The organism is Shewanella algidipiscicola, assembly GCF_900380485.1.
Taxonomy (GTDB): domain Bacteria; phylum Pseudomonadota; class Gammaproteobacteria; order Enterobacterales; family Shewanellaceae; genus Shewanella; species Shewanella algidipiscicola.
The window spans coordinates 270,740-295,116 of record NZ_OXJV01000016.1; the positions used below are offsets into that span (position 1 = coordinate 270,740).

Below are 24,377 nucleotides of genomic sequence, written 5' to 3' on the forward strand. Positions count from 1 at the left end.
ATGCTATTTGCGCGTCCTAAGGCGCTAAGGGACAACGGAGTCCTGGGCATGAATAAGCGTAATATCGACTACATAGGTCGTTATAATCCGCGTAAATACTATAAACGGGTCGATGACAAGTTGACCACTAAACAACTGGCCTTGGCCAATGATATTGCGGTACCCGCCTTAATTGGCACTGTTTCCCAACAGCATGAGATTGTGCACATTCCGGAGATGGTCGATAACCGCAGTGGGTTTGTCATTAAGCCATCACAAGGCTCGGGCGGCAAAGGGATCTTAGTGATCACTAAAGTAGCCAATGGCCATTACTATAAAGCCAATGGCAACGAAGTCACACCCAGTGAAATCGACCGTCATATATCCAACATTCTCAGTGGATTATTTTCATTGGGCGGTAAACCCGATGTGGCGATTGTCGAAGGTCTGATTAAATTTGATCCAGTATTCGATGGCTACTCCTTTGAAGGTGTGCCCGATATTCGACTCATCGTCTTTAAAGGTTTTCCGGTCATGGGGATGCTGCGTTTATCAACCGCCGCCTCTGACGGTAAGGCTAACCTACACCAAGGAGCGGTGGGCGTTGGACTCGATATTGCGACAGGACAAGGCTTGCATGCGGTGCAATTTGACCGCCCCATTGAACGCCATCCCGATACCGATAGAAAGCTGACCGATATTTTAGTACCCCATTGGGACACCTTGCTCCATACCGCTTCTAAAGCATATGAAATGAGTGAGTTAGGCTACTTAGGTACAGATATGGTACTGGATCAAGAGCTCGGCCCACTGCTACTTGAGCTTAATGCACGACCCGGTTTGGCCATTCAAATCGCTAACAGTCAGGGGATTTTACCCCGACTGCAACATGTCGAGCAGATGAGAAATAAATTCATGTCAGTGGAAGAGCGCGTCGCCTATGCTAAAACGCATTTTAGCAATCGCCCTAACACTTAATCTGGTGTCGGCGGCGCAAGCCGCCTCTCCCATTGCGCTATTATCCGAGCAATGCCTTCGCTATGAGATAGCCCCATGGGTGGATAGCCCACCAAGCGAGCCATCTGTGCAGGTTGTCAATCTTGAACGCGACCTTATTAGTCTATTTAATCTGAAAGATAGCCTACGGTATTATCAGCAATATGCACTTAACTCGGCAAGCCAAGAAGCCCTATTGCTGTGCCAACTGCATCTTGGGGATCAAATAGATAAGCTATATCATGATCCCAATATTGTCAGTTTAAGTCAGGCGTTAAAGAATAGCTTTCGCCCGGATGAACAGGCAATCGCAAAACGGCTGACTCAGCTATTACAAGGTAAAATGGAGATCGCCGATAAAGCGGCGTTACACACCAGCGAAGCCAATATCACTTTCGCCCTAAGGCAACAGGCATTGTCATTGGTGATGAGTAACGATCGTTGCCTGCTTAAACCCGTTAAAGATACAGCGCTTAATGACCCCAGCAACAGTCTAGCACCCGGCTTTAGTGAGTCGATAGCCAGTTACTTGATTGAGCAAAGTGATCCCCATTGCCGTCAGCAAGTCTGGCAAGCCTATCAACTGCGGGCTAAAGACAAAAGTGAACGCGCCCTTACCCATGTTATTGCCGCAAAACAACAACAAGCTGAACTGGCGGGGTTTAGTGACTATGCCAGTTTCAGTTTAGCGTCCCAGCATATCGCGACGCCACAACTTCTGAAACAATATCTCGACGCAATGACTCAGCCAACCCTTGCGCCTTGGGAATTAGGGATTGCACTCTCTCAAGCGGATAAAACACCACTTCAGCCGGTATTTACCCAAGTGATGTTAAGTCACATCTACCAAGCGCTCCAGCCCTTTGGGATTAGGGTTGAAAGCCTCAATGACACTATGATCCGTCTATGGCATGGACAACGTCTGCTCGGGGATCTATTTCTCAACCAAGGCGAGCCTGATCAAGATACAAGCATTCGAGTGACCCCGATACGCTACAGCGTTGTGGGGCAACAGTTTGGTCAAGTATCGCTTAGTTTTCCAGGCGTACTCGACTCTTATCGTGCACAAACGCAGCTGATTGAGGCATTTAGCAATGCCTTAGCATTGCTGCTTAAAGGGGGACGCTTCTATCTCATCAATACCTTAGCAGACCCTCAAGACACTGGCTTAGTCGGTCAATATTGGTTGTCATTGTATCTGCAACATCAGTTATTGCCCCCGGCGCCAAAAGAGAGCCGCGAAGCGCGTTTAGCCACTTTTGCCGAGCAACTGAGTGTTTTTCGAAGCAAACTGGCATTAAATCTCTATCAAACAAGGTCTCACGCCTACCCCGATATGGCACGCGAATTTGAATTGAGCTTTACTCAACCTTGGTCGCAAGCTAACGAGGCAATTTATAGTTTTATGGGCATCGTTAACCAAGGGCCGCGCTATTATCAACGTCTTTGGCAACGCAGCCTTGCCCGGCTAATTGACCAACAAGCCACAATCGATAAATCAGCGTTATTCGAACTGCTGTTAATTAATGAAGCGCAGTTACCTTTTACACAACAATTAACCCTTATTTTTGGCGAACCAGTGTCGACCTCCTCTTTAATTAAAAGGATCCAACATGATCAACACGCGGCCCTCTAACTATCTCATCGCAGTGCTCGGCCTTAGTGCAGCATTGCTATTGCCCAACGCCAGTCTAGCTAAGCAGAACGAACAGCAAAGCACACTTAACGCTAACCAGGTGCGCCAAGGTATCCAGACCCATCTGGAACAAAACCTCTACCAACTGCCCCCGAGAGTGCAAGGCCATTATGGTATTCGCCTGTATCGTATGACCGGTGATGAGAAATACGCCAATGCCGCACTGGTCGATCTGTATGCCGTGACCGAGTCACAGAGTTTTTATGCTTGTCAGTTAGATAAGCCTGGATTTATCGACACCGAGGCGAGAGAGGCTATCGCGATACTGGGCAAGGGGCCGCGCGCTAAAGCACGCAAAAAAGCCCTACAGCCTTTTCCTGAGTTTCTATTTTACACCGATGTGTTATTACGCTTTTCCAGCCGAATCGACGAATTTGGCTTACAGGGCCCCTGCCATGACAAGCTAATCAAGGCATTAAAATCCACCGATCTCAAAACGGGATTAACCGATAAAGCCATGATTGAAGCTTGGGCTGCACAGCTGATCAATTACGCCTACTGGGCAAAACAACTTGAAGTAGGTGATTATATCGCCGACTACAAACAGGCTTTTAATGATGTCTATCCCGCAAGTCGAGATAGCAAGCTCAACAAAAAACAATTTAGAAACAAAATCTATGGCATGACCCACTTTATCTTTGCCGCAAGTGAGTATTACCAACAACCTGTTGATGCTAAGGAGTTTGCTTGGATTTTAGATTATTTTGCGGCCAACATTGAGCGGATTTTGGCCGATGCTACCGATGATATTATTGCCGAAGTCGGCATCAGTTTTCATTTAGCAGGTTTGTCGCAACACCCAGTGGTAACGCAAACCCAGCGCCATATTATTAACGCCTATGATGAGACGCTACATACAATCCCCTCACCTAAAGGCAATCCCGATCTCGCCTTAGGTGAACACCGAAATGTGTTGGCTATGATGCTGCTTAATTGGCCAACAACTTTGCATCAAGGCCCCTATTTTCATAAGCTTAAGCGCACCCAGAAATACCTACCTAAGCAGGTAAACGTTAAACCTTAACCTAATATCGAGCCGCGCTGCGGCTTGAATAACGAGATTGAATATTCATGAGCCAAGCAAAATCAACCTTAGAACAGTGGCGGATCCTGCAGGCAGTAGTCGATTACGGCGGTTATGCCCAAGCCGCCAAACAACTGAATAAGAGTCAGTCATCGTTAAATCATGCGGTCGCCAAATTGCAATCTCAGCTTGGCGTCGCCTTACTCGAAGTTAAGGGCCGTAAAGCCTACCTCACCGAAACCGGTGAAGTATTGCTGAGGCGCTCTCGGCATATCACCCGTTCGGTCACCGAGTTGGAGATGCTGGCCAATAAATTAGAAAAAGGCTGGGAGCCATCGCTCGTCATTGCTCGTGAGATCATCTACCCGATGGAGACCCTTATCGATGCCCTAAGCCAATTTGAACCTCAAGGACGTGGTACCCGCATTACCATTCTCGATTCGGTTATCAATGGTACCGCTGAGTTAGTCGAATCTGAGCAGGTCGATATAGCTATTGCCGGCTCGCCGCCTAAAGGGTTTATCGCCGAACCACTATGCCATATCGACTTTTTGTTAGTCTGTCATCCAAGCCATCCATTGGCACACCGTGATGAACCTCTATATGACCAAGTCTTAGCCGAACATTTACAAATTGTAATTAAAGACACGGCCCAGATCGCTCGCGCCGATTCAGGATGGCTTAAAGCCGAACAACGCTGGACGGTAACCAACTTCCATGAAGCCTTGGTTATTTTGCAAAAAGGTATCGGTTTTTGCTGGATCCCGGCTCATTTAGTGCAAGGATTACTCGACAGCGGTCAGCTGCGTCGCCTAGCACTGCAAGGCAGTAGTCATAGAAAGGCGGGATTGAGTTTGATCATCCCCAACCGTGATAATCAAGGCCCTGCATCACAACTGCTGGAAAAGTTGATATTGGCTCAACACCAAAAGAGCAATTGATTTAACACAGGTTGAATAAGCATGACTGTTGATTAATGATATGGCGTATGGGGGAACTAAGCGGGGATCAAGCCTAGATTAGATGAACCGGCTCCCAGTCTTGACGTTCTAGGCCTTGGCCCAGACATCGACTAGTGTGCTGGCTGACATTGCCCTAAAGCATTACTGTTCGGTCTTAGCGCAATTAGATTCGAGGCGCGATATTGGGTTATTGGCAAGGTTATACCTTAATATCGATAACGGTTCCTAGGGTTTCAGATGACAACGCTATCACTTCAGTGGCCGCTTCGGCTTGATTGAGTGACTCAAGAGATGATACTAAGGCATGGGTTTTATCTGTTTGTGCGACAGGAGCGTAAGTATCTGTTGTAGAGGCACTTGTGTTTGACGTGGCAGGCTTAGCCACGTCCACTGTCGCTTGGGTCAAGCCAGATTGAGCACTCTGTAACCCCGACAATCCTGAGGCAAAACTCGATGGGATCTGCATGATGGTGTCTCCTACGCTGTGATAAAAATACCGCTTGATGATTAGGGACTGTTTATCTTTGCTGGTTGAATTTTGTTCTAGACAAAAACGTTTTAATCGAGGCGAGTGGATTGCAGCCTAGTCATCTAAGCAAAATTCACTTAACAAAGAGTAAAACGTTTTTAGCCGAACCCTTCGGGCAGCGTTTGTTGGGTATTTTTACTGCGTTCTCAGCTTTTTATGTAGAATAACTACACTACAAAGCTTCCTCCTTGTATAAATACCCAGCAATTCGCTGCAAAAACAACCTTGAAAGATCAACAGGCCCTAGTTACTTGCGGACCTGTAGAGGCTGTCGATGATGCTAATGTGATGATATGGTGCAGAGTATTTTCTCTAAGTGGATTTGGCTGTTAGAATAGCCACCACATTTAATAGTTCAGTCTATTTTTAGACTATTCGACAATAGGTTTATGTCCCATTATGACGACTAAGACGCGTTTTGCTCCAAGTCCTACCGGCTTTTTACACGTAGGTGGTGCTCGTACTGCACTTTATTCATGGCTATATGCACGTGCTAACCAAGGTGAATTTGTTTTACGTATCGAAGATACCGATATTGAGCGTTCAACACCTGAAGCATGTGAGGCCATTTTAGAGGGCATGCAGTGGTTGGGGCTTAATTGGGATGAAGGCCCATACTACCAAACTAAGCGTTTTGACCGTTACAACGAAATCATTGCTCAGATGCTAGAGCAGGGCACTGCTTATAAGTGTTACTGTACCCGTGAACGCATCGAATCTATGCGTGAAGCACAAGCGGCCAAGGGTGAGCAACAAAAATATGACGGTTGCTGCCGCGATAAAGCGCCACGAGACACTGACGAGCCTTTTGTTATCCGTTTTAAAAACCCGACTGAAGGCAGCGTAATATTTGATGATCATGTTCGTGGTCGTATCGAAATATCTAATGACCTGCTCGATGATCTGATTATCGCTCGTACCGACGGTACGCCGACTTATAACTTCTGTGTTGTGGTTGATGACTGGGACATGGGGATCACTTGTGTTGTACGTGGTGAAGACCACATTAATAACACACCTCGTCAAATCAACATTCTTAAAGCTTTGGGCGCTCCAATTCCTGAATACGCCCATGTGGCGATGATTTTGGGCGATGATGGTGCCAAGCTATCTAAGCGCCATGGTGCAGTAGGGGTGATGCAGTATCGTGATGATGGCTTCTTACCTGAAGCATTGCTTAACTATCTGGTGCGTCTAGGCTGGTCTCATGGCGACCAAGAAGTGTTTTCAATCGATGAGATGAAGCAACTGTTTAAGCTCGAGGATATCAATAAAGCGGCCTCGGCCTTTAATACCGATAAGCTTATTTGGTTAAATCAGCATTATATGAAAGCGCTTGCACCAGAATATGTCGCTAAGCATCTTGAATGGCATATGGCTGATCAAAACATCGATACCAGTAATGGTCCTGCACTTGCTGATGTGGTTACCGCGTTGGCTGAGCGAGCGAAGACCCTTAAAGAGTTGGCGGCGTCTAGTCGTTATTTCTATGAAGACTTTGCTGAGTTCGATGAAACTGCCGCTAAAAAGCATCTTCGTGGTGTGGCGCTGGAGCCATTACAACTGGTTCAGCAAAAATTAGCCGCATTATCAGAGTGGACTTTGGAAGGAATCCACCAAGCGATTGAAGATACCGCGACAGAATTAGAAGTCGGTATGGGTAAGGTTGGCATGCCACTGCGCGTTGCCGTAACCGGTGCAGGTATGTCGCCAGCTGTGGATTTAACCTTATTCCTCGTTGGCAAGGCCCGTTGTGAGCAAAGAATCTCCAAAGCGATTGAATTTGTAGCAAATAGAATAAATTCCTAAAAAACGAGTTGACACTTTTGGGTGTGCTGCATAGAATGCGCCTCGCAGTTGGGACACAGCGTAGCAAATGCTTGCAGTGCACTCAAAGGTGATAAGTTAGGTAAGGGGCCTTAGCTCAGCTGGGAGAGCGCAACACTGGCAGTGTTGAGGTCAGCGGTTCGATCCCGCTAGGCTCCACCATCTACTTTATCAAAGCATTGATATTCTTGGTTAACAAGTGCCTACAGGCATCAATGAGTATTCACTCGATACAGAGTCTAACGTATCATCTAGCATTGATGTTTAGCCTACAGACATTAATGAGTATTCACTCGGTGCAGAGTATAAGGTACCAACAGTGTCCCATTCGTCTAGAGGCCTAGGACACCGCCCTTTCACGGCGGTAACAGGGGTTCGAATCCCCTATGGGATACCACTTTTTTGAGTGGTTGACTAACAAGTTGACGATTCGATAGCGTTGAAGCGATAGCCTACTGGCTTTAACGAGTATTCACTCGGTACAGAGTATAACGTNCCAACAGTGTCCCATTCGTCTAGAGGCCTAGGACACCGCCCTTTCACGGCGGTAACAGGGGTTCGAATCCCCTATGGGATACCACTTTTTTGAGTGGTTGACTAACAAGTTGACGATTCGATAGCGTTGAAGCGATAGCCTACTGGCTTTAACGAGTATTCACTCGGTACAGAGTATAACGTNCCAACAGTGTCCCATTCGTCTAGAGGCCTAGGACACCGCCCTTTCACGGCGGTAACAGGGGTTCGAATCCCCTATGGGATACCACTTTTTGAGTGGTTGACTAACAAGTTGACGATTCGATAGCGTTGAAGCGATAGCCTACTGGCTTTAACGAGTATTCACTCGGTACAGAGTATAACGTACCAACAGTGTCCCATTCGTCTAGAGGCCTAGGACACCGCCCTTTCACGGCGGTAACAGGGGTTCGAATCCCCTATGGGATACCACTATTTAACCTTTTGTGTTATCTATGGTTTTCATATATAGTAACGTGAATTTGGGGCCTTAGCTCAGCTGGGAGAGCGCAACACTGGCAGTGTTGAGGTCAGCGGTTCGATCCCGCTAGGCTCCACCAAATCAACGTCTTGTACGTTGGAAGAAACCACCTTAATTGGTGGTTTTTTTTCGCCTAAATTTTTGATTCAGACGTCATGGGCCACTATGCCTTTGCCTGACTCGACTCTCTGGCTCTCCGACGTCTTGACTGATTCTGTGGCATTTTTATGTCTTCAGCTAATGTCCGTGATGACACTCTCCTAATTTCAGCTAAACCCATTGGCCATATCAGCTTGTTAGCGACCAGCGCTGATCTCTGGTGCGCGTCAACTACTGATAGCTAATGAGCCTATTGAGATAGTATCTAACCTCAGATCGGTTTAACGTAACACTGAAATCACGTTGAATTCTGCTGATGTAATATTGAGTTGTGGCTTATTCTCTTTGAGTTGATAAGCCACTAAACCTCCTATCACATTAAGCATGAAACCATGTACGCTGCGGTGCCGCGTATGCTCTATTTGTGAGATGTTTTTTAGCTGGTCATTGATTGTTTCNATAATAAATCGTCTAGAAAGCATGGCTCTATCCCATAATGATAAAGCCTTTGCTTTCATATTTTTACGCACGTTATTAACGATAGTNACCCCACGTTCTAATANGTCGCCTGCTAACGCTTTGCCGATATACCCCTTATCAGCATAGAGTTTATCCATTGATTCAACGACCATATCTTTTACGGGTTTAGTGTCATGCACATTCGCAGGTGTTATTTTNGCTGCAACGATGCCGCCTTGATGGTTCACAATAAGATGTAGTTTAAAACCATAGAACCAGCCCATCGTGCCTTTTCCTCGGCTGGCGAGACCTGCTAGCGTTTTATGCCTTGGAATTCGCAAATTATGACAAACNTTAATGCTCGTTGANTCAACGAACTCGATGCCTGTCGNTTCGCTTTTTAAAGAGGAAAAATAACTGCACATTGGAATGACGGCACTCGGCATGACTTCAAGAAATCGAGTGTAGCTAAGCAAGTTTGNAAAATCAGATTTGTAGAAACGAGCCAGATATCCAGTGTAAAAATTCTTGAAGTCACGATGATTAGACATATGAAAGGCGATGATAATTGTCATAATTTCACTCATCGTCATTCTGCCAGCGCGCTTACGCTTGCGAGTTCCATCGCTTAGACACTGTTGTTCCCATTGAGGAATAAAAACATTACAAAAATCATCGACATCACAAAATACATCCACTAAATTATTCATATGCCCTCTGCGTGATTGATTAATCTTGGTCGAGAGATCTGATCACAAAGAGGGCTATTAGTTCAATTTCTTATCCCGAGTTCAGGTTATCTACTGAGTTCTCGTCTATTCAGATAGTGGTGATTCAGGATTCGGATAGTGGCGATTCAGATAGTGGCGATGATAACCCAAGTGCCAAGCGGTATTTCCGACTCTAGAGAGTAGACAGTGCAGGGAAGGGTAACTCATTAATCCTAAAGCATAAAAAAGCCTCTTTGCTGGGTATGTAGGCAAAGAGGCGGGTGTTGAGGTTAACGTGTAGGCTTAATCTATGCCTAAGAAGCCGCCAGTTTGATGTGCCCAAAGCTGGGCGTAAATGCCGCCTTGGGCGATCAATGCTTGGTGTGTACCTTGTTCAACAATTTTGCCTTGATCCAGTACGATAAGCCGGTCCATCGCGGCAATCGTTGACAGGCGATGAGCGATGGCGATAACGGTTTTGCCTTCCATCAGCTGATATAAACTCTCCTGAATCGCCGCTTCAATTTCGGAGTCTAATGCCGATGTGGCCTCGTCGAGCAGTAAGATAGGTGCATTTTTGAGTAATACTCTTGCAATTGCGATCCGTTGGCGTTGACCACCAGAGAGTTTGACACCGCGCTCGCCGACCTGAGCATCCAATCCATGATTACCTTCAGGATCGCTTAATTCATTAATAAAGTCATAGGCCTGTGCCTGCCTGATGGCATTGTCTAACTCCTCTTCTGTAGCATCTGGCTTACCGTAGCGAATATTGTCACGGATAGAGCGATGCAGCAGGGAGGTGTCTTGAGTCACCATACCAATATTTGAACGCAGCGAGTCTTGTGTCACCAATCTGATGTCCTGATCGTCAATGGTAATCGTGCCTTTTTCGACATCATGAAAGCGCATTAGTAGGTTAACTAGGGTCGATTTGCCCGCACCTGAGCGCCCCACCAAGCCAACTTTTTCACCGGCTTTGATGTTGAGGTTTAGCGCATCGATAACGCCGCTCTTTTCGCCATAATGAAAACTGACGTTGTCAAAATCGATTTTGCCTTCGCGCACCGCTAATTTGCTGGCTTTTTCACTGTCTTCAATGTCTGTGGGCTTGGCCAAGGTGTTCATGCCATCGGCGACGGTACCAATATTTTCAAACAGTGAGCTAATTTCCCACATGATCCACTGCGACATGCCGTTTAAACGCAGGGATAAACTCACCGCTACAGCAATCGCGCCAATGGTGATGGCACTGTCACGCCACAGCCAAATAGAGACGGCGGCAATGGTAAAGGCCAGCAGGTAGTTAATTACCTGCACGCTTACGTTAATGCCTGTAACTAAGCGCATTTGCCTATAAACCGTGTCGAGAAAGCCTGTCATGCTCTCTTTGGCATATTGCGCTTCTTGCTGCGTATGGGAAAACAGTTTCACTGTGGCGATATTGGTATAACTATCGACAATACGTCCTGTCATAGTAGAACGTGCATCAGCCTGTTCTGTCGACACTTTTTTTAGTTTTGGTAAGAAATAGATCTGCAGACCAATATACAAACCTAACCAGACTAGCATGGGTAACATTAACCGATAATCGGCATCGGCGATGATCACCAGCATCGACAAAAAATAAACCAAGATATACACCAGTACATCCAGTAATTTGGTGACGGTTTCACGTACGGCCAGTGACGTTTGCATCACTTTAGTGGCGATACGCCCGGCAAAGTCATTTTGATAAAAGGACACGCTTTGTTTGAGCAGATATCGATGGGCTAACCAACGAATTGACATAGGGTAGTTACCCAGTAGGCCTTGATATACGACTAACGCATGCAGCAATACTAAGGCGGGAATGACCACCAAAACCAGCACTGACATCATCAGCAGCTTGCCACCTTGCTGTTCAAACAAGGTCGCGGGATCGTGGCTAGCCAATAAATCCACTAAATCCCCCATAAAGGCGAAGAGTGAGACTTCTAATATGGCTAAGGCGGCAGTTAAAATCGACATCAATACTAAGGGGATTTCAAACCCTTTGGTGTAATGCCGGCAAAAAGCGTAAATCCCCCTTGGCGGTTGTTGAGGCTCCTCATCGGGTAAAGCGTTAACCCAAGATTCAAATAACTTAAACATTAAAGTCCTTATAGGCTGAGAATGAGTGATAATTTTTATGAATATCACATATTACCAGAAGCTTAATCATTAATGTCTATCAAGAGTTAACTAAAACGGATCTATTCAATAGGACTAGTCGATAGGCTAGGGGAATGCCAGAGGGCTTGTGCATATCATGGTGGTGTTTTGCTTAGTGGTATTAGGTTGAGCGCCGTTTTCCGCTAGTATCAGGTTACGGCTTGGATTAGAGTTGGCTTAATCCAACCGATGATCTCTCGGAGCTTACCTTCAATGACTAATGATAACCGAATGACAACTGAAAGTTTTCGCCGCGCCCGGTTGTCGCGCGATCGGCGTTTTGATGGTCTTTTTTTCGTCGGGGTGTTCTCTACTCGGATCTATTGCAGGCCTATTTGCCCTGCTGTGGCAGCGAAAGAGCACAATGTGCGTTATTTCGATACCGCTGTGGCAGCCGCTAATGAAGGGTTAAGGCCCTGTTTGCGCTGTCGTCCCGATAGTGCACCTCAATCGAACCCATGGATAGGGACGCAAACCACGGTAAATCGCGCGGTGGCACTTATTAACAACGGCATATTATCGGGGCCAACTGCCATATCCATCGCAGCGTTTGCCGATAAATTAGGGATCAGCAGTCGACATCTTCGTGAGCTGTTTCAGCGTCATTTAGGCGTCTCACCAAAACAATATGCCCAGTATCAGCAGCTGATGTTTGCCAAACAGCTACTGCACCAATCTACTATGCCTATTACCGATATTGCTTTTGCGTCCGGCTTTAATAGTGTTCGGCGTTTCAATGAATTATTTCAACAACAGTTGCAACTTACGCCGAGTGCGATACGTAAAAATCATCACGCCGCGGTGGGGTTAACGTCTGATTCGACAAGTCTTCATTTACGGCTTTTTTATCGGCCACCTTTTAATTGGCAGCATCAACGGGAGTTTTATCGTCTTCGAGCGGTAAATGAGATGGAGTGGGTGGGTGAGAACCACTATGGTCGCAGTTTTCAATTAAATGGGGGGTATGGTTATGTTGAGGCGACCCATTGTGAAGCGTCCAGTAGTTTCAAGCTTAAGGTTGTGATGAGTAGTGCAGATGATCTTGTTCATTTACAGGCTGTAGTTTGTAATATGCGCAGGATGCTCGATTTAGATGCCGATCTGGTTGAAGTCGAGAGCCGGCTTGCGGCGCTGGGGGATTATTTGCCCACAATCAATAGTGGTGTTCGCATACCTGGAGTGTGGTCACCATTTGAGGCGGCGTGTCGGGCAGTGCTGGGACAACAGGTGAGTGTGCTGCAATCGGTAACGCTATTGCAGGCATTAGTGGATCATTATGGTGAGACGGTGATACTTGAGGGGCGTCGGTTGAGACTCTTTCCTACTGCCGAAGTCATCGCTGGCGCATCGCTCGATTGTCTCAAGGTGCCCAGAGCAAGAAAGGCAGCATTAAAGGCGTTAGCACTGTTTATTCAACATCATCCCCATGCTTCAGTTGATGAGTGGTTGTCAATTAAGGGAATAGGGCCTTGGACGGTCGATTATGTGCGCCTAAGAGGCTTAAGTTTACCCGACATCTTATTAGTCAGTGATCTCGTTGTGAGGCATCAGCTGCTTGCAAATTTGTCTAAAGCTGGAAATGCTAAGCATCTTGATGACGCTGTCACTAAAGGTGAACAACAGCGATATTATTCAGCGCAAACTGAGTGTCTTAGCAGCCAAATTTCACCTTGGGGCAGTTATCTAACATTTCAATTATGGAGCCAGCAATGAGCCTAGTTTGTGTCAAACACTATCGAGCGATGTCGAGAAACGATGGCGAAGTCAATTTTATGCCGATAGCAAAACAAACCATAACCACTGACATGGGTCATATTGTCATCGCCGCCAATCGATTTGGCCTTTCTGATTTAACCTTTAAGCCGCGTGAGACCGATAGCTGGGCCGCAAGAGATATCGCCTTAATTGCCGCTACAGATGCTGACAAGCAGCTGGCCAATGAGCATTTACAGCAAGCCAAGAGCGAGATAGAGCAATACCTCTTAGGTAAGCTTACTGGGTTTACCGTGCCGTTAGCCCCAGTTGGCACTGTGTTTCAGCATCAGGTTTGGCAAGCCTTGTTAACCCAGCCCTACGGAAAATCATGTAGTTATAGCGATATCGCCCATGTGATTGATAATCCCAACGCGGTGAGGGCGGTGGGCAGCGCTAACGGCGCGAATCACATTGCGATTATTATTCCCTGTCATCGAATCATAGGAAAAAGCGGTACCTTAACGGGTTACGCTTATGGCCTTGAGATAAAGCAGCAACTATTGACCCTAGAGCGCGGTGGTGTAGCTGGTAAATTGTAAGCTTTCTGGATGCTTTTACAGTACAATATTGGGCTATATAATATTTTGGCACCCTGTTTAGTTATGACCTCAGAAAACCGTTCCGTTACTGGCACCACCAGCCCTATCACTTTTAGCCAGCTTAATCTTAATGAAACACTGCTAGCACGCTTGTACGCGTTGGGTTACACCCAGCCCACAGCCGTGCAGCAGCAGGCTATTCCTGTAGTGCTAGCGGGGGGGGATCTCTTAGCGGGTGCCAATACTGGTTCGGGTAAGACGGCCGCTTTTGCGCTGCCTTTACTGCAAAAACTGAGCGGCCAAGGGGTCAGCGGTGGCAATTATGTTAGTGCGTTAGTCTTAGTGCCCACGCGTGAGCTGGCCCAGCAGGTTGCCGACAGCTTTATCAGTTATGGCGCTGGGCTGGAGCCCAAGGCGAAAGTATTGGCTGTCTATGGCGGCGTATCGGTTAATACCCAGATGCTGGCCCTACGTGGTGGCGCTGACGTATTAGTTGCGACGCCAGGGCGACTACTCGACTTAGTGTCTAGCAACGCAATAAAGCTAAGTAAGGTACAGACTTTAGTACTCGATGAAGCCGATCGCATGTTAAACCTAGGCTTTGACGACGAACTTAAGCAGATCTTAGCCCTGTTACCCAAGCGTAAGCAGACCTTGCTGTTTTCGGCGACGTTTCCTGAAGAGGTGCGCGAGCTTACCACGGCGCTATTAGAGCAACCGGTTGAGATCCAGCTGCAAGATGATGAGCCGCAAACCATCAGTCAACGTGTATTTACTGTCAATCGTGAGCGTAAAACCGCATTACTAGCTGAATTAATTAAGACCCATGCCTGGTCACAGGTGCTGGTATTTGCCAGCGCTAAAAATAGTTGTAATCGAGTGGCGCAGAAACTGGCTAAACAAGGTATTACGGCCGAGGTTTTTCATAGCGATAAAGCGCAAGGGACACGAACCCGTCTGCTGGAGGCTTTTAAGCGTGCAGAAGTGACGGTACTTATCGCGACCGATATTGCCGCCCGTGGTATCGATATCGAAAAATTACCTGTGGTGATCAACTATGAACTGCCGAGAAGTCCAGCCGATTATATGCATCGTATTGGACGCAGTGGTCGAGCAGGCGAGGCTGGTGAAGCGATTTCGCTGATAAGCCATGAAGATTATCATCACTTCTCTGTCATAGAGAAAAAGAACAAGATTCGCTTACCTAGAGAGCAATATCCAGGTTTCGAAGCCGACGAACAGGTGCCAGAGGAGCTCCTCTCTCGAATGGACAAACCAATGGCTAAACCTGCGGGAACCGGTAAAAAAAAGCGTAAAAAGTTACCTAAGATCAATGAACAACTATGGAGCAATAAGCCATAGTGAGTATTCGTTTTCTGTTAATGAGTAGATAAAAGGAAGGGTTATGCAGCACCTTTTTTGGTTGGTAGAAGGACGAATCGCGGGTCGATGTGGCCCCAATAAGGAAAACTGGGACATTAACGAGTTAAAACAAGGTGGTATCGGCGCCGTGTTATCAGTTAATGGCGGTGAGATGTGCGATCCTGAAGTGTTTGAAGATCACGACCTGCGTTATGCCTGCATTCCTTTTTCGCGCAATGTCCCTCCGCTAGCGGGGGATGTTGAACTATGTGCCGAGCAGTTACCTAAAGCGCTGGCGTTTATTCAACAGTGTGAAGCCGACGATATTGCCGTGCTTATTCATTGCCGCTCGGGTAAAGATCGCACCGCGTTATTGATGGCTTATTATTTAATGAGTAATGGGGCCGCGCCGTTACATGCGGTCAGTCAAGTGCGGGCTATTCGTGATATTGCTTTTAGTGCTGAAGGCTGGGATCAGTTCGCATTTGACGTGCTATATGCTTTACAAGATTGACCTCTATAGCCTATGTTAATCAGTAGGCTATTGATCTTATCATCTGACAGTATGGCGGCTTATGTTGAACAAGATTTTGCTTAATACACTATTAGCAACTTGTTTTTTTGCCTTAGTGGCTTGTTCATCTAGCCTACCTGAAGTGGCTAAGACGCCGAGTTATAAATTGGCCCCCCCAACCGATTCATCCCTCTATCAGTATCTACAAGGTTCATTAGTACAGCATCCTGATAAAACGGGCGTACTGCCGTTAGGATCAGGTGTTGATGCGTTCCTTGCGCGTTTAGCCATAGTGCATGCTGCGCGGCGTAGTATTGATTTGCAATACTATATCTATCGCGCCGATGAGACAGGCCGCATGCTGGTGTGGTATCTCATTGATGCCGCCGACAGAGGGGTTCGGATTCGGTTGTTGCTCGATGATTTGACGACTAAAACCCTCGATGAAGGCTTGATGATCTTGGCCAGTCATCCCAATATTGAAGTGCGCTTGTTTAATCCCAGTTATGAGAGAACATTTCGAAATTTAGCCATGATAACTGGTTTCTCTCGTCTTAATCATCGCATGCACAATAAGTCTCTAACTGTGGATAACCTCATTACCATTGTCGGTGGGCGTAATATTGGTAATGAATATTTTTCAAAAAATAAAGAAGTTGATTTTGGTGATTTCGACCTACTCACCATAGGTAAGGCAGTCGATAAAGTCTCAGATCAGTTTGATTTATATTGGAATGCCCCTGTGGTGCATGATATCGCCAGCTTAACTGAGCCGGTGACTGCAAGCATGGTTGCCAAGGCTCAGGCTAATATGGCGCAGCGGCAAGCACAATTTGAAGGCGATGAATTTTTAGAGCGCCTTGAGTTTAGTGAGTTATTAAATAAGATCCGTACAACGCAAATGGCATGGTTTTGGGGGGAGGCTGAAGTGATTTATGACCCTCCCGAAAAAGCCATTGGCGCTCAACAAGATCAATGGTTATTGTCCGATCTGGGGCGCTTTTTAGCCAAAGCTAAACAGCAAGTGCTGTTAATTTCCCCCTATTTTGTGCCCACAAAGTCAGGCTCAGAAGCCTTAATCGCGGCGGTAAAAAACGGGGTAAAAGTCACCGTAGTGACCAATAGCCTGGCCGCAACAGATGTATTGGCGGTTCATGCGGGTTATCAGCGCTATCGACAATTGTTGCTGGAAAACGGTGTGACTATTTATGAAATGAAAGTAGATGTTAATCACCGGCCTTCGGCGTGGAAGGGCAGTTCACGCTCCAGTCTACATGCAAAGACTTTCGTACTTGATGCCCATGCTGTGTTTGTTGGATCATTTAATTTCGATCCCCGTTCGGCGTGGATCAATACCGAGCTGGGTCTTATTTTCTACGATGAAGTATTTGCCTCATTAATATTATCCGGTATCGACAATAACTTACGTGAAAATGCTTACCGTGTTGGAGTTGAAGAGGGCGAGTTAGTTTGGTTTGATGATAGTCAATCTACCACTTATTACAGCGAACCCGATGCCAGTTTTTGGCGAAAACTCATGGCCGATTTGATTGGATTACTGCCGATAGAATCACAGTTATAGAGGTCAAATTATTGCTGATTGAACATCGTCAATAGTGGGGAGGTGTGGTAGTGTACGCTCATAAAAATGGCTCATATCTAGATGTCGGTAAATTATGAAAAGTAAGGCAAGCCAATCTCAAGGCTTATTGTTGTTTAGACTGTCACACAGCCAACTGTTTGCCCTTGGCACGCTTAAGATCCGTGAATTAGTGCCCTATACCAAGCTGAGTGCGATTCCAAAATCCCATCACACCATTATTGGTGCGGCGACGGTGCGAGGCAATACCATCCCTATTATCGATATGGCGGCCGCTGTTGGCTATGCGCCTATTGGTGAAGATGAGCGTGAAAATGCCTATATCATTATTACCGATTGCCAGCGAATGGTGATGGGTTTTTTAGTGCGCTCTATCGATAAAATCATGGATTGTAATTGGCGTGATATTGAGCCGCCACCATCTAACTTAGGTAAAAATGCTTACCTGACGGGGGTGACACGAGTCGACGATAAGTTAGTGCAGTTGCTCGATGTTGAATTGCTACTGTCGAAAGTATTTCCACTTAGTCTCGCAAGCAAACGCGCTATCTTGACCGATGTGCAACGTGAGATCTTAAAGCCGCTCAATATCTTGTTAGTCGACGATTCTCTGGTGGCGCGAAAACAGCTTTCGGATGCCCTAGATAGCATCAATATTCCTTATCAGGTGACCTCCGATGGCCGTGAAGCGCTGGCGATTATGGAGCGTGCACATCAAGCTGGGCATCCTGTTGATCTATTGGTCAGTGATATCGAAATGCCGGGGCTCGATGGTTATGAGCTGGCTTTTGAGGTTAAAAACACCCCCGCATTAGCCGATGCCTATATTATCTTGCATACCTCGTTATCGAGTGAAATTAGCGTTAGCCAAGCTCATCAAGTGGGCGCGAATGAGGCTCTGACAAAATTTGATGCTCATGAGCTGATTGACGCTATGTTGCGAGGTGCCGAATCGCACCGCGGCGCTAAACATTAGCGTCTTGTTATATTTATGCTGTTAATGAGTAATTTATGCTGCTAATGAGTAATTTATGGGGCTAATTTAAACCGATTGCTAGACAACGCCGGTCAGATTCTATAAAACCTCAAGGTGAAGGAAGTTTAATCTGGAGTCGATTGGCGTTCTGCGTTGCTTGTCCTTTCGCATAATGGTCGCAAGCCACAGCGTTATTGATGGTAACCTGCTGGTGTGAGATGGCTAATAATCAATACAACAAGAAAGTGATATGACGCAAGAGAGTCGGGCGTGACACGTGAAGTGTTCAAATCTAACAAATTAAAATAACAGGTCAATCAATGAATCAAAATCGGTCTTTGTTTGCTAAGTTAGCAAATGGCAGTCTAGTGCTGCAAATTGTGTTGGGGATTGTTGCTGGGGTAGCGCTGGCACTGTATTCGACATCGGCTGCGCATAGTGTTGCCTTTCTTGGCAATCTCTTTGTTGGTGCTTTAAAAGCGATTGCACCTATTTTAGTGTTTATTTTGGTGGCAGCATCGATTGCTAACCAAAAGAAAAACGCCAAAACCAATATGCGTCCTATTGTTACCTTGTACCTTTTTGGTACATTTGCAGCGGCGATCACCGCGGTAACTTTAAGTTTTATGTTTCCAACGACATTGGTGTTGGCAACAGGGGCTGAAGGTGCTAATCCACCCGAAGGTATTACTGAAGTGATATATACCTTAATGTTTAAGCTGGTGGATAACCCCGTTAATGCACTAATGACTGGCAATTATATTGGCATTTTGGCCTGGGGTGTGGGCTTAGGTTTAGCTTTACATCATGCGAGTGAAACCACCAAAACCGTGTTTGCCGATATCAGTCATGGTGTATCACAAATGGTGCGTTTTATTATTCGCCTTGCCCCTATTGGTATTTTTGGTTTAGTGGCAACTACCTTTGCGGCTACCGGTTTTGAGGCTCTGGCTGGTTATGCTCAGTTACTTGCTGTACTGCTTGGCTCAATGCTTATTATTGCACTAGTGGTTAACCCGCTTATTGTTTGGTTCAAAATTAGACGTAACCCATATCCATTAGTACTTACCTGTTTACGTGAGAGTGGCGTTACGGCATTTTTTACTCGCTCAAGTGCTGCCAATATTCCAGTTAATATGGCACTGTGTGAAAAGCTTGATCTGCACGAAGACACCTATTCAGTTTCTATTCCGCTGGGGGCGACCATTAATATGGGCGGCGCCGCAATCACTATCACGGTATTAACTTTGGCGGCAGTGCATACCTTAGGTATTCAAGTCGATATTTTAACGGCTATCCTGCTCAGTGTTGTTGCCGCTGTTTCGGCTTGTGGCGCGTCAGGTGTTGCGGGGGGCTCGCTGTTATTAATCCCTCTGGCGTGCAGCTTGTTTGGTATCTCTAATGATGTTGCGATGCAAGTTGTGTCGGTTGGCTTTATTATTGGCGTTATTCAAGATTCTGCAGAAACCGCATTAAATAGCTCAACGGATGTGGTCTTTACAGCCTCTGCATGCGAAGGCGCAGATCGTGCCGCTGATATGGCCTAGCATACACCCGATAGGGTTATAGCGCATAAAAAAGGAGCTTTTAGGCTCCTTTTTTGATCGTTAGGTTGTGACGCTTGAATAAATGAGCAGTACTTCATTCATTTGAATCACCAAAGAATGATTGCTTGTATCTGCTGGTTTAGAGCTGTTTGATATGATGTTGTTGATCTAATTGACACTTAATTCGTATTGCTAAGGTATGAGATTGTATTAATAGTGATTTAGCTCGCATTTTTATTTTAAACCTAGGATACAATTTCAACCAAAGCGTTAAAAAACAGTGGTAATTTATTAAGTTAGCTATTTACTTATGCGGTTATTTTCCTGATTAAGAGGTAAAGGATTATGAATACTAAACTTAGAGTAATGTTGGATGAGATAGGTGGCAACGACTCCTCCTCATTACTTCAAGTCATAGAAATGCCTGTGGTTGAAAAGCGTAAACGTCTAGGTTGGCAGGAGCAAGATATGGACACTCGACAAGTCATAGGGCAGTGGATTGATGATCGTCCATCGTTAGGTGATAAAATTACCCTTTATCGTCAGGATGATAAGCTTTTTTTAGAGACTTGGTATACTGACGGTTGTCACAGTTTAGATGAGATGCAAGCGACTAAAATTGACGATGGTTTAAAGCTTGAAGATCTCGGTGGTAACTTGTTTGGCGAATATTTCTTGCTGTCAGACGATAATAACTTGCAGTTTTGTAATAGTGCAGAGTGCTTTTATACAGCCAAGCGCATTGCCGCTTAAACTCAGCTTCTATCCCAGTGGCGTATTGATGCGTTAGATGCGGTGAACCTTAGCGGTTTCACCGCGACGTTAACGACGAGAGTTCAATAGATTAATGCGAAGCAAGCATGGCCGTTTGGGGCGTAGTTGCGTACCTATAACATTCGATGTCAATATTAAACGCTACAGTCCCATTAGCATTATGTCCCAGCATAGCCTAGTTAAAATGGGTGCTTACTGTAAAACTGCATTTCGCTTTGATGAAATGGATGAGTAATTTTCAAATGCTCGGCATGTAAACATAAGCGAGGCGATGCGTTGATAACCGCCTCATCACCATAAAAGTCATCACCCAAAATAGTATGGCCAAGGGCTTTCATATGCAGCCTTAGTTGATGGGTTCTTCCGGTAATCGGTTTTAACTTCACTAATGTACTGTTTTCTCTGCGCGCTAACACATCAAAGTAGGTAGTTGCAGCCTTACCATCTGCGGCAATCATCTGTAATGGTGGCTGAGTGCTATCGGCCTTCATGGCAAAATCAATTTTGCCCTTATCTTGGGTCATAATGCCCTGAACTTCGGCCACATAATACTTTTCAGTCATCCGATTTTGAAACTGAGTCTTAATGTTTGACTCCGCTTTTTTATTGAGCGCAAATACCATGATCCCAGACGTTGCACAGTCGAGACGATGCACCAAAATGGCCTCTGGAAATCGCTGCAATAAGCGATTTATTGCACAGTCAAAAGTGTTCTCTGCTCGGCCAGGATTAGAGAGCAAGCCTGCGGGTTTATTGATGACAATAATATCACGGTCTTGATAGCGGATATCTAACCAGGGGATAACAGGGGGGTGGTAATTAAAAAGTTTCATCGGTTCTCCTCGGGTGGGATCCTAGCAAACAATAACCTTAATGCCTACCAGTAAGCTATCATCGCCCGGTTTCGTGATATTTTCTCTAGCACTGATTAATGCCATCTGTTAGCGTTACGCTTTAAATTAACAATTAAAGTGATAATATTACGCCGTATGTTACAAGTGTTGCGTCTTAAGGTCGTCGTTGGACTGTGTTTAAGTATGTTTAACGTGTTTGCGATCGCCAAGCCGATTGTAATGGTTTCTGATGAATGGTGTCCTTACATATGCACACCAGAGGAACAAGATAAAGGTTATGTGGTTGAAGTGGTGCAAGCGGCCTTTATGGCGATGTCCCAGCCTACCCAATTTGAGATCCAGCCATTTTCACGAGCATTGAAAAGTGCGCAACAAAATAAAATTGATATCGTATTAGCTGTTAATCATGAGCAGCTTGAGCGTTACCAATTACACGCTTCTAATCAGCCAGTAGGTCATTATAGTAATGATTTTTATGTTGAAAAAAACGACTTATGGCAATATGAGCGCCCACGAGATCTCTATGGTAAACAGCTTGCCATTATTCGGGGCTATAGCTATGGCGTAACCTTGGACAACTTTTTGCCATTACTGGCCGGTGTCTATCGTGCCTCAGGAGATTCACCGTTAGAGATGAATTTGAAGCGCTTGAGTAAGGGGCGAGTCAATGTGCTTTTAGGTAATCGTTTGGTTGTTGATTATGTCGCGCACCGTGAGCAGCTTACTGGGCAAGTCCGTTATGCTGGCACTGAAGGGCCTCCGGTTGCGCTCTATATTGGTTTTAGTCAACATGCTGCCACTGATGGATTAGTACAGTTGTATGAGCAAGGCTTAGGCCTTATAAAGGCCTCTGGGCAATATCGTGAGATTTTAGAGCGTTATCAGGTTGCACAGGTGTTTTAGATGCTGCTCTATTCATTGGCTTGAGTGTGTTGATGCCGTCGATGTGATGCTAGGGCCTGTCGATCTTTCAAGGTTGTTTTTGCAGCGAATTGTTGGGTATTGATACAAGGCAGAAGCTTTGTGGTGTAGTGATTCTACATAAAAAGCTGAGAACGCAGTAGAAATGACCAACAAACGCGCCCGAAGGGTTCGGCTAAAAACGTTTTACTCTTTGTTAAGTGAATTTTGCTTAGATGACTAGGCTACAATCCACTCGCCTCGATTACAACGTTTTTGTCTTGAACAACATTCAACCAGCAAAGATCAACAGACCCTAGTTAAGGATCCACATTTTCCTGTGGTATTTGACTTATAGTCTTTATCGGCATGATAAGATTCGAAATTCATACAAAGTAGTGAGTCCTGCTTAATACATTAGCAAGCTGCGATGTTATCACTCACAACAAGCGTGGAGGAAAGGGCAATAAAATGACACAAGCATATTCAATCGGCATTCCTGGGCAGCCATGGGGCGATAAAGAGAAGGCGCTATGGCGTCAAAATCAACAGATTAAACGTTCGTATCATGACGAAGTCGTGACTAAAGTTAACGCGCTCAGCTCGGATTTTGAGGTGGTGCAGTATGGCAAGTTAGATTACTTCGAAGGACAATACCCCTTATTTGCCCTTAAAAGTCAGCCTTGGTGTGATGCTAAACCTACGGTCTTAGTGACAGGTGGAGTGCATGGTTATGAAACCTCAGGTGTGCAAGGCGCGCTCAGGTTTTCCGCCACTCAAGCGAAACAATATGCTAAACATTTTAATTTGTTAATTGCTCCCTGTGTGAGTCCTTGGGGGTATGAAACCATTAACCGTTGGAACCCATTGGCGCTAGATCCAAATCGTTCATTTTATCCCAACAGTCCTGCTGGCGAGTCGGCAGCATTAATGAGTTTAGTCGCCAATTCAACGGGTACACTGACCGCGCACATTGATCTACATGAAACCACTGACACAGATAATAGTGAGTTTCGCCCCGCTTTAGCGGCGCGCGATGGCACTGAACATAGTAATTGGGATATTCCCGATGGTTTCTATTTAGTCGGTGATAGTGAAAATCCTTGTGATGTTATGCAACAAGCCATTATCGAAGCGGTTGCTAAGGTGACCCACATTGCACCAGCCGATGGGCAAGGTCGGTTGATAGGGGCACCGACTAGTCAATTTGGGGTGATCAATTACCCCACAAAATCGTTAGGGTTATGCACAGGCTTTAGTGATGCACGTTTTAATACCACCACAGAGGTCTACCCAGACAGCCCACAAGTCGATGCTGAAAATTGTATTTTGGCTCAGGTTGAAGCGGTAACCAGTGCGCTTGATTTTATCTTGAATCAGCTTAAAACAGGCGATGAATAATCACTAAGGTAACACTGACAAACAATAATCCAGTGATCAAGTTGATCATAGGTGTTGCGCGTTGCATCTTTTGCTGAATAACAGGCTTAGATAATACCAATGCGATTAAGCTAAACCAGATTAACGACAATAAGAACATCAATAGCGTGACAGCAACTTTGGTTTCTATGTTGACGGTTGGCGAGATTAATGTTGAAAACAGCGTGATAAAAAACACCATGGCTTTGGGGTTAAGCAGGTTTGTCGACAAACCTTGGGTAAAGCCTTGTAACATTGTGAGTTCTCGATGAGATGTAGGGATTACTTGCAGTTGTAGTTTATCTTGCCAGTGGGTTATTGCTTCGCGTATAGCGCCTAATCCCATCCAAGCTAAATAGCTCGCGCCGATCAGTTGTATTGCGATATATACATTTTCGGCGCTTGTTATGATGAGGCTGATCCCCGTTAAGCTAAGTAGGGTGTGTAAGGTTATCGCTACAGCTAACCCTAATGCCGATGCTAATGCTGTTTTGCGCTGGGTCTGAGTGGCAAGTTTCACCACCAACGCAAAATCAGGGCCTGGGCTTGCCAATGCCACGGTGTGGATCAAGGTGAGTGAAAGTAGTAGTTGATACTCTAATGTCATGGAGTTGGGCTCTTAAGTGATGAGGTACAGGTATCAGCATGCCTTGCTCAGGGCCTATTGGC

At 45.8% G+C, this 24,377-nt stretch carries 20 protein-coding genes and 6 tRNA genes; 21 read left to right on the forward strand and 5 right to left on the reverse strand.

Going from position 1 to position 24,377, the window contains the following annotated elements:
• Genes DN599_RS11540 through DN599_RS11555 form a run of 4 tightly spaced genes read left to right on the forward strand, consistent with a single transcriptional unit; the run spans nt 1 to nt 4,636 of the window.
• Nucleotides 1–957: an alpha-L-glutamate ligase-like protein gene (locus DN599_RS11540; RefSeq protein WP_110457747.1), complete on the forward strand. Its 957-nt coding sequence runs from the start codon at nt 1–3 to the stop codon at nt 955–957.
• The gene (locus tag DN599_RS11545; protein ID WP_110457748.1) at nt 920–2,611 is read left to right on the forward strand and encodes a gluzincin family metallopeptidase; all 1,692 of its coding nucleotides are present in this window, start codon (nt 920–922) and stop codon (nt 2,609–2,611) included. Before DN599_RS11540 ends, DN599_RS11545 begins: the two co-directional genes overlap by 38 nt.
• The gene (locus tag DN599_RS11550; RefSeq protein ID WP_110457749.1) at nt 2,589–3,695 is read left to right on the forward strand and encodes a DUF3541 domain-containing protein; all 1,107 of its coding nucleotides are present in this window, start codon (nt 2,589–2,591) and stop codon (nt 3,693–3,695) included. The genes DN599_RS11545 and DN599_RS11550 overlap by 23 nt, the downstream gene beginning before the upstream one ends.
• 47 nt (nt 3,696–3,742) lie before the next feature.
• The gene (locus tag DN599_RS11555) at nt 3,743–4,636 is read left to right on the forward strand and encodes a LysR family transcriptional regulator (protein ID WP_110457750.1); all 894 of its coding nucleotides are present in this window, start codon (nt 3,743–3,745) and stop codon (nt 4,634–4,636) included.
• Nucleotides 4,637–4,856: 220 nt separating this feature from the next.
• Here the strand turns inward: DN599_RS11555 and DN599_RS11560 are convergent, their stop codons facing one another.
• Nucleotides 4,857–5,123, reverse strand: coding sequence for a chemotaxis protein (locus DN599_RS11560; RefSeq protein WP_110457751.1), 267 nt, complete (start codon nt 5,121–5,123; stop codon nt 4,857–4,859).
• Between the two features lie 462 nt (nt 5,124–5,585).
• On the opposite strand from DN599_RS11560, the gene gltX reads away from it, so the two are divergent.
• From gltX to DN599_RS11600, 7 genes are all read left to right on the forward strand, one after another.
• Nucleotides 5,586–6,995 (forward strand): glutamate--tRNA ligase, encoded by a 1,410-nt coding sequence (gene gltX, locus DN599_RS11570; protein WP_110457752.1) that lies wholly within the window; start codon nt 5,586–5,588, stop codon nt 6,993–6,995.
• Between the two features lie 104 nt (nt 6,996–7,099).
• Nucleotides 7,100–7,175 (forward strand) — tRNA-Ala (locus tag DN599_RS11575).
• 159 nt (nt 7,176–7,334) lie between these two features.
• Nucleotides 7,335–7,410, forward strand: a tRNA-Glu gene (locus tag DN599_RS11580).
• 107 nt (nt 7,411–7,517) lie between these two features.
• Nucleotides 7,518–7,593, forward strand: a tRNA-Glu gene (locus DN599_RS11585).
• Between the two features lie 107 nt (nt 7,594–7,700).
• Nucleotides 7,701–7,776: transfer RNA gene (locus DN599_RS11590), tRNA-Glu, on the forward strand.
• 106 nt (nt 7,777–7,882) lie between these two features.
• Nucleotides 7,883–7,958 (forward strand) — tRNA-Glu (locus DN599_RS11595).
• Between the two features lie 52 nt (nt 7,959–8,010).
• A tRNA-Ala gene (locus tag DN599_RS11600) sits at nt 8,011–8,086 on the forward strand.
• A 301-nt stretch (nt 8,087–8,387) separates the two neighbouring features.
• On the opposite strand, the gene DN599_RS11605 is transcribed toward DN599_RS11600, so the two are convergent.
• Both DN599_RS11605 and DN599_RS11610 read right to left on the reverse strand, forming a co-directional pair.
• Nucleotides 8,388–9,275, reverse strand: coding sequence for an IS982 family transposase (locus tag DN599_RS11605; protein WP_110457753.1), 888 nt, complete (start codon nt 9,273–9,275; stop codon nt 8,388–8,390).
• A gap of 303 nt (nt 9,276–9,578) precedes the next feature.
• Complete coding sequence (locus tag DN599_RS11610) at nt 9,579–11,408, reverse strand: ABC transporter ATP-binding protein (protein ID WP_110457754.1); 1,830 nt, start codon at nt 11,406–11,408, stop codon at nt 9,579–9,581.
• A 291-nt stretch (nt 11,409–11,699) separates the two neighbouring features.
• Between DN599_RS11610 and DN599_RS11615 the strand changes: the two genes are divergently transcribed.
• The 8 genes from DN599_RS11615 to DN599_RS11650 all read left to right on the forward strand — a co-directional run bounded on the left by DN599_RS11615 (nt 11,700) and on the right by DN599_RS11650 (nt 20,514).
• Nucleotides 11,700–13,181, forward strand: a complete 1,482-nt coding sequence (locus DN599_RS11615; RefSeq protein WP_239473294.1) for a DNA-3-methyladenine glycosylase 2 family protein — start codon at nt 11,700–11,702, stop codon at nt 13,179–13,181.
• A complete protein-coding gene (locus DN599_RS11620; protein WP_239473295.1) occupies nt 13,178–13,762 on the forward strand; it encodes a methylated-DNA--[protein]-cysteine S-methyltransferase in 585 nt (194 codons plus the stop codon). The genes DN599_RS11615 and DN599_RS11620 overlap by 4 nt, the downstream gene beginning before the upstream one ends.
• Nucleotides 13,763–13,825: 63 nt before the next feature.
• Nucleotides 13,826–15,124, forward strand: a complete 1,299-nt coding sequence (locus DN599_RS11625) for a DEAD/DEAH box helicase (protein WP_110457865.1) — start codon at nt 13,826–13,828, stop codon at nt 15,122–15,124.
• Nucleotides 15,125–15,167: 43 nt separating this feature from the next.
• On the forward strand, nt 15,168–15,638 hold the full coding sequence (locus DN599_RS11630) for a phosphatase domain-containing protein (RefSeq protein WP_110457756.1): 471 nt from the start codon (nt 15,168–15,170) through the stop codon (nt 15,636–15,638).
• A 61-nt stretch (nt 15,639–15,699) separates the two neighbouring features.
• Complete coding sequence (locus tag DN599_RS11635) at nt 15,700–17,220, forward strand: phospholipase D family protein (protein ID WP_110457757.1); 1,521 nt, start codon at nt 15,700–15,702, stop codon at nt 17,218–17,220.
• Nucleotides 17,221–17,314: 94 nt separating this feature from the next.
• Complete coding sequence (locus tag DN599_RS11640; protein ID WP_110457758.1) at nt 17,315–18,214, forward strand: chemotaxis protein CheV; 900 nt, start codon at nt 17,315–17,317, stop codon at nt 18,212–18,214.
• 320 nt (nt 18,215–18,534) lie between these two features.
• Nucleotides 18,535–19,761: a serine/threonine transporter SstT gene (gene sstT, locus DN599_RS11645; protein ID WP_110457759.1), complete on the forward strand. Its 1,227-nt coding sequence runs from the start codon at nt 18,535–18,537 to the stop codon at nt 19,759–19,761.
• Between the two features lie 345 nt (nt 19,762–20,106).
• Nucleotides 20,107–20,514, forward strand: coding sequence for a hypothetical protein (locus tag DN599_RS11650; RefSeq protein ID WP_110457760.1), 408 nt, complete (start codon nt 20,107–20,109; stop codon nt 20,512–20,514).
• A 200-nt stretch (nt 20,515–20,714) separates the two neighbouring features.
• On the opposite strand, the gene DN599_RS11655 is transcribed toward DN599_RS11650, so the two are convergent.
• Nucleotides 20,715–21,368, reverse strand: coding sequence for an RluA family pseudouridine synthase (locus DN599_RS11655; protein ID WP_110457761.1), 654 nt, complete (start codon nt 21,366–21,368; stop codon nt 20,715–20,717).
• Between the two features lie 204 nt (nt 21,369–21,572).
• Between DN599_RS11655 and DN599_RS11660 the strand changes: the two genes are divergently transcribed.
• On the forward strand, nt 21,573–22,292 hold the full coding sequence (locus tag DN599_RS11660; RefSeq protein WP_162599200.1) for a substrate-binding periplasmic protein: 720 nt from the start codon (nt 21,573–21,575) through the stop codon (nt 22,290–22,292).
• Between the two features lie 468 nt (nt 22,293–22,760).
• Complete coding sequence (locus DN599_RS11670; protein WP_110457763.1) at nt 22,761–23,690, forward strand: M14 family metallopeptidase; 930 nt, start codon at nt 22,761–22,763, stop codon at nt 23,688–23,690.
• Here the strand turns inward: DN599_RS11670 and DN599_RS11675 are convergent.
• Nucleotides 23,671–24,315: a LysE family translocator gene (locus DN599_RS11675; protein WP_110457764.1), complete on the reverse strand. Its 645-nt coding sequence runs from the start codon at nt 24,313–24,315 to the stop codon at nt 23,671–23,673. The two genes, DN599_RS11670 and DN599_RS11675, sit on opposite strands and share 20 nt — an antisense overlap.
• Between the last annotated feature and the right edge of the window lie 62 nt (nt 24,316–24,377).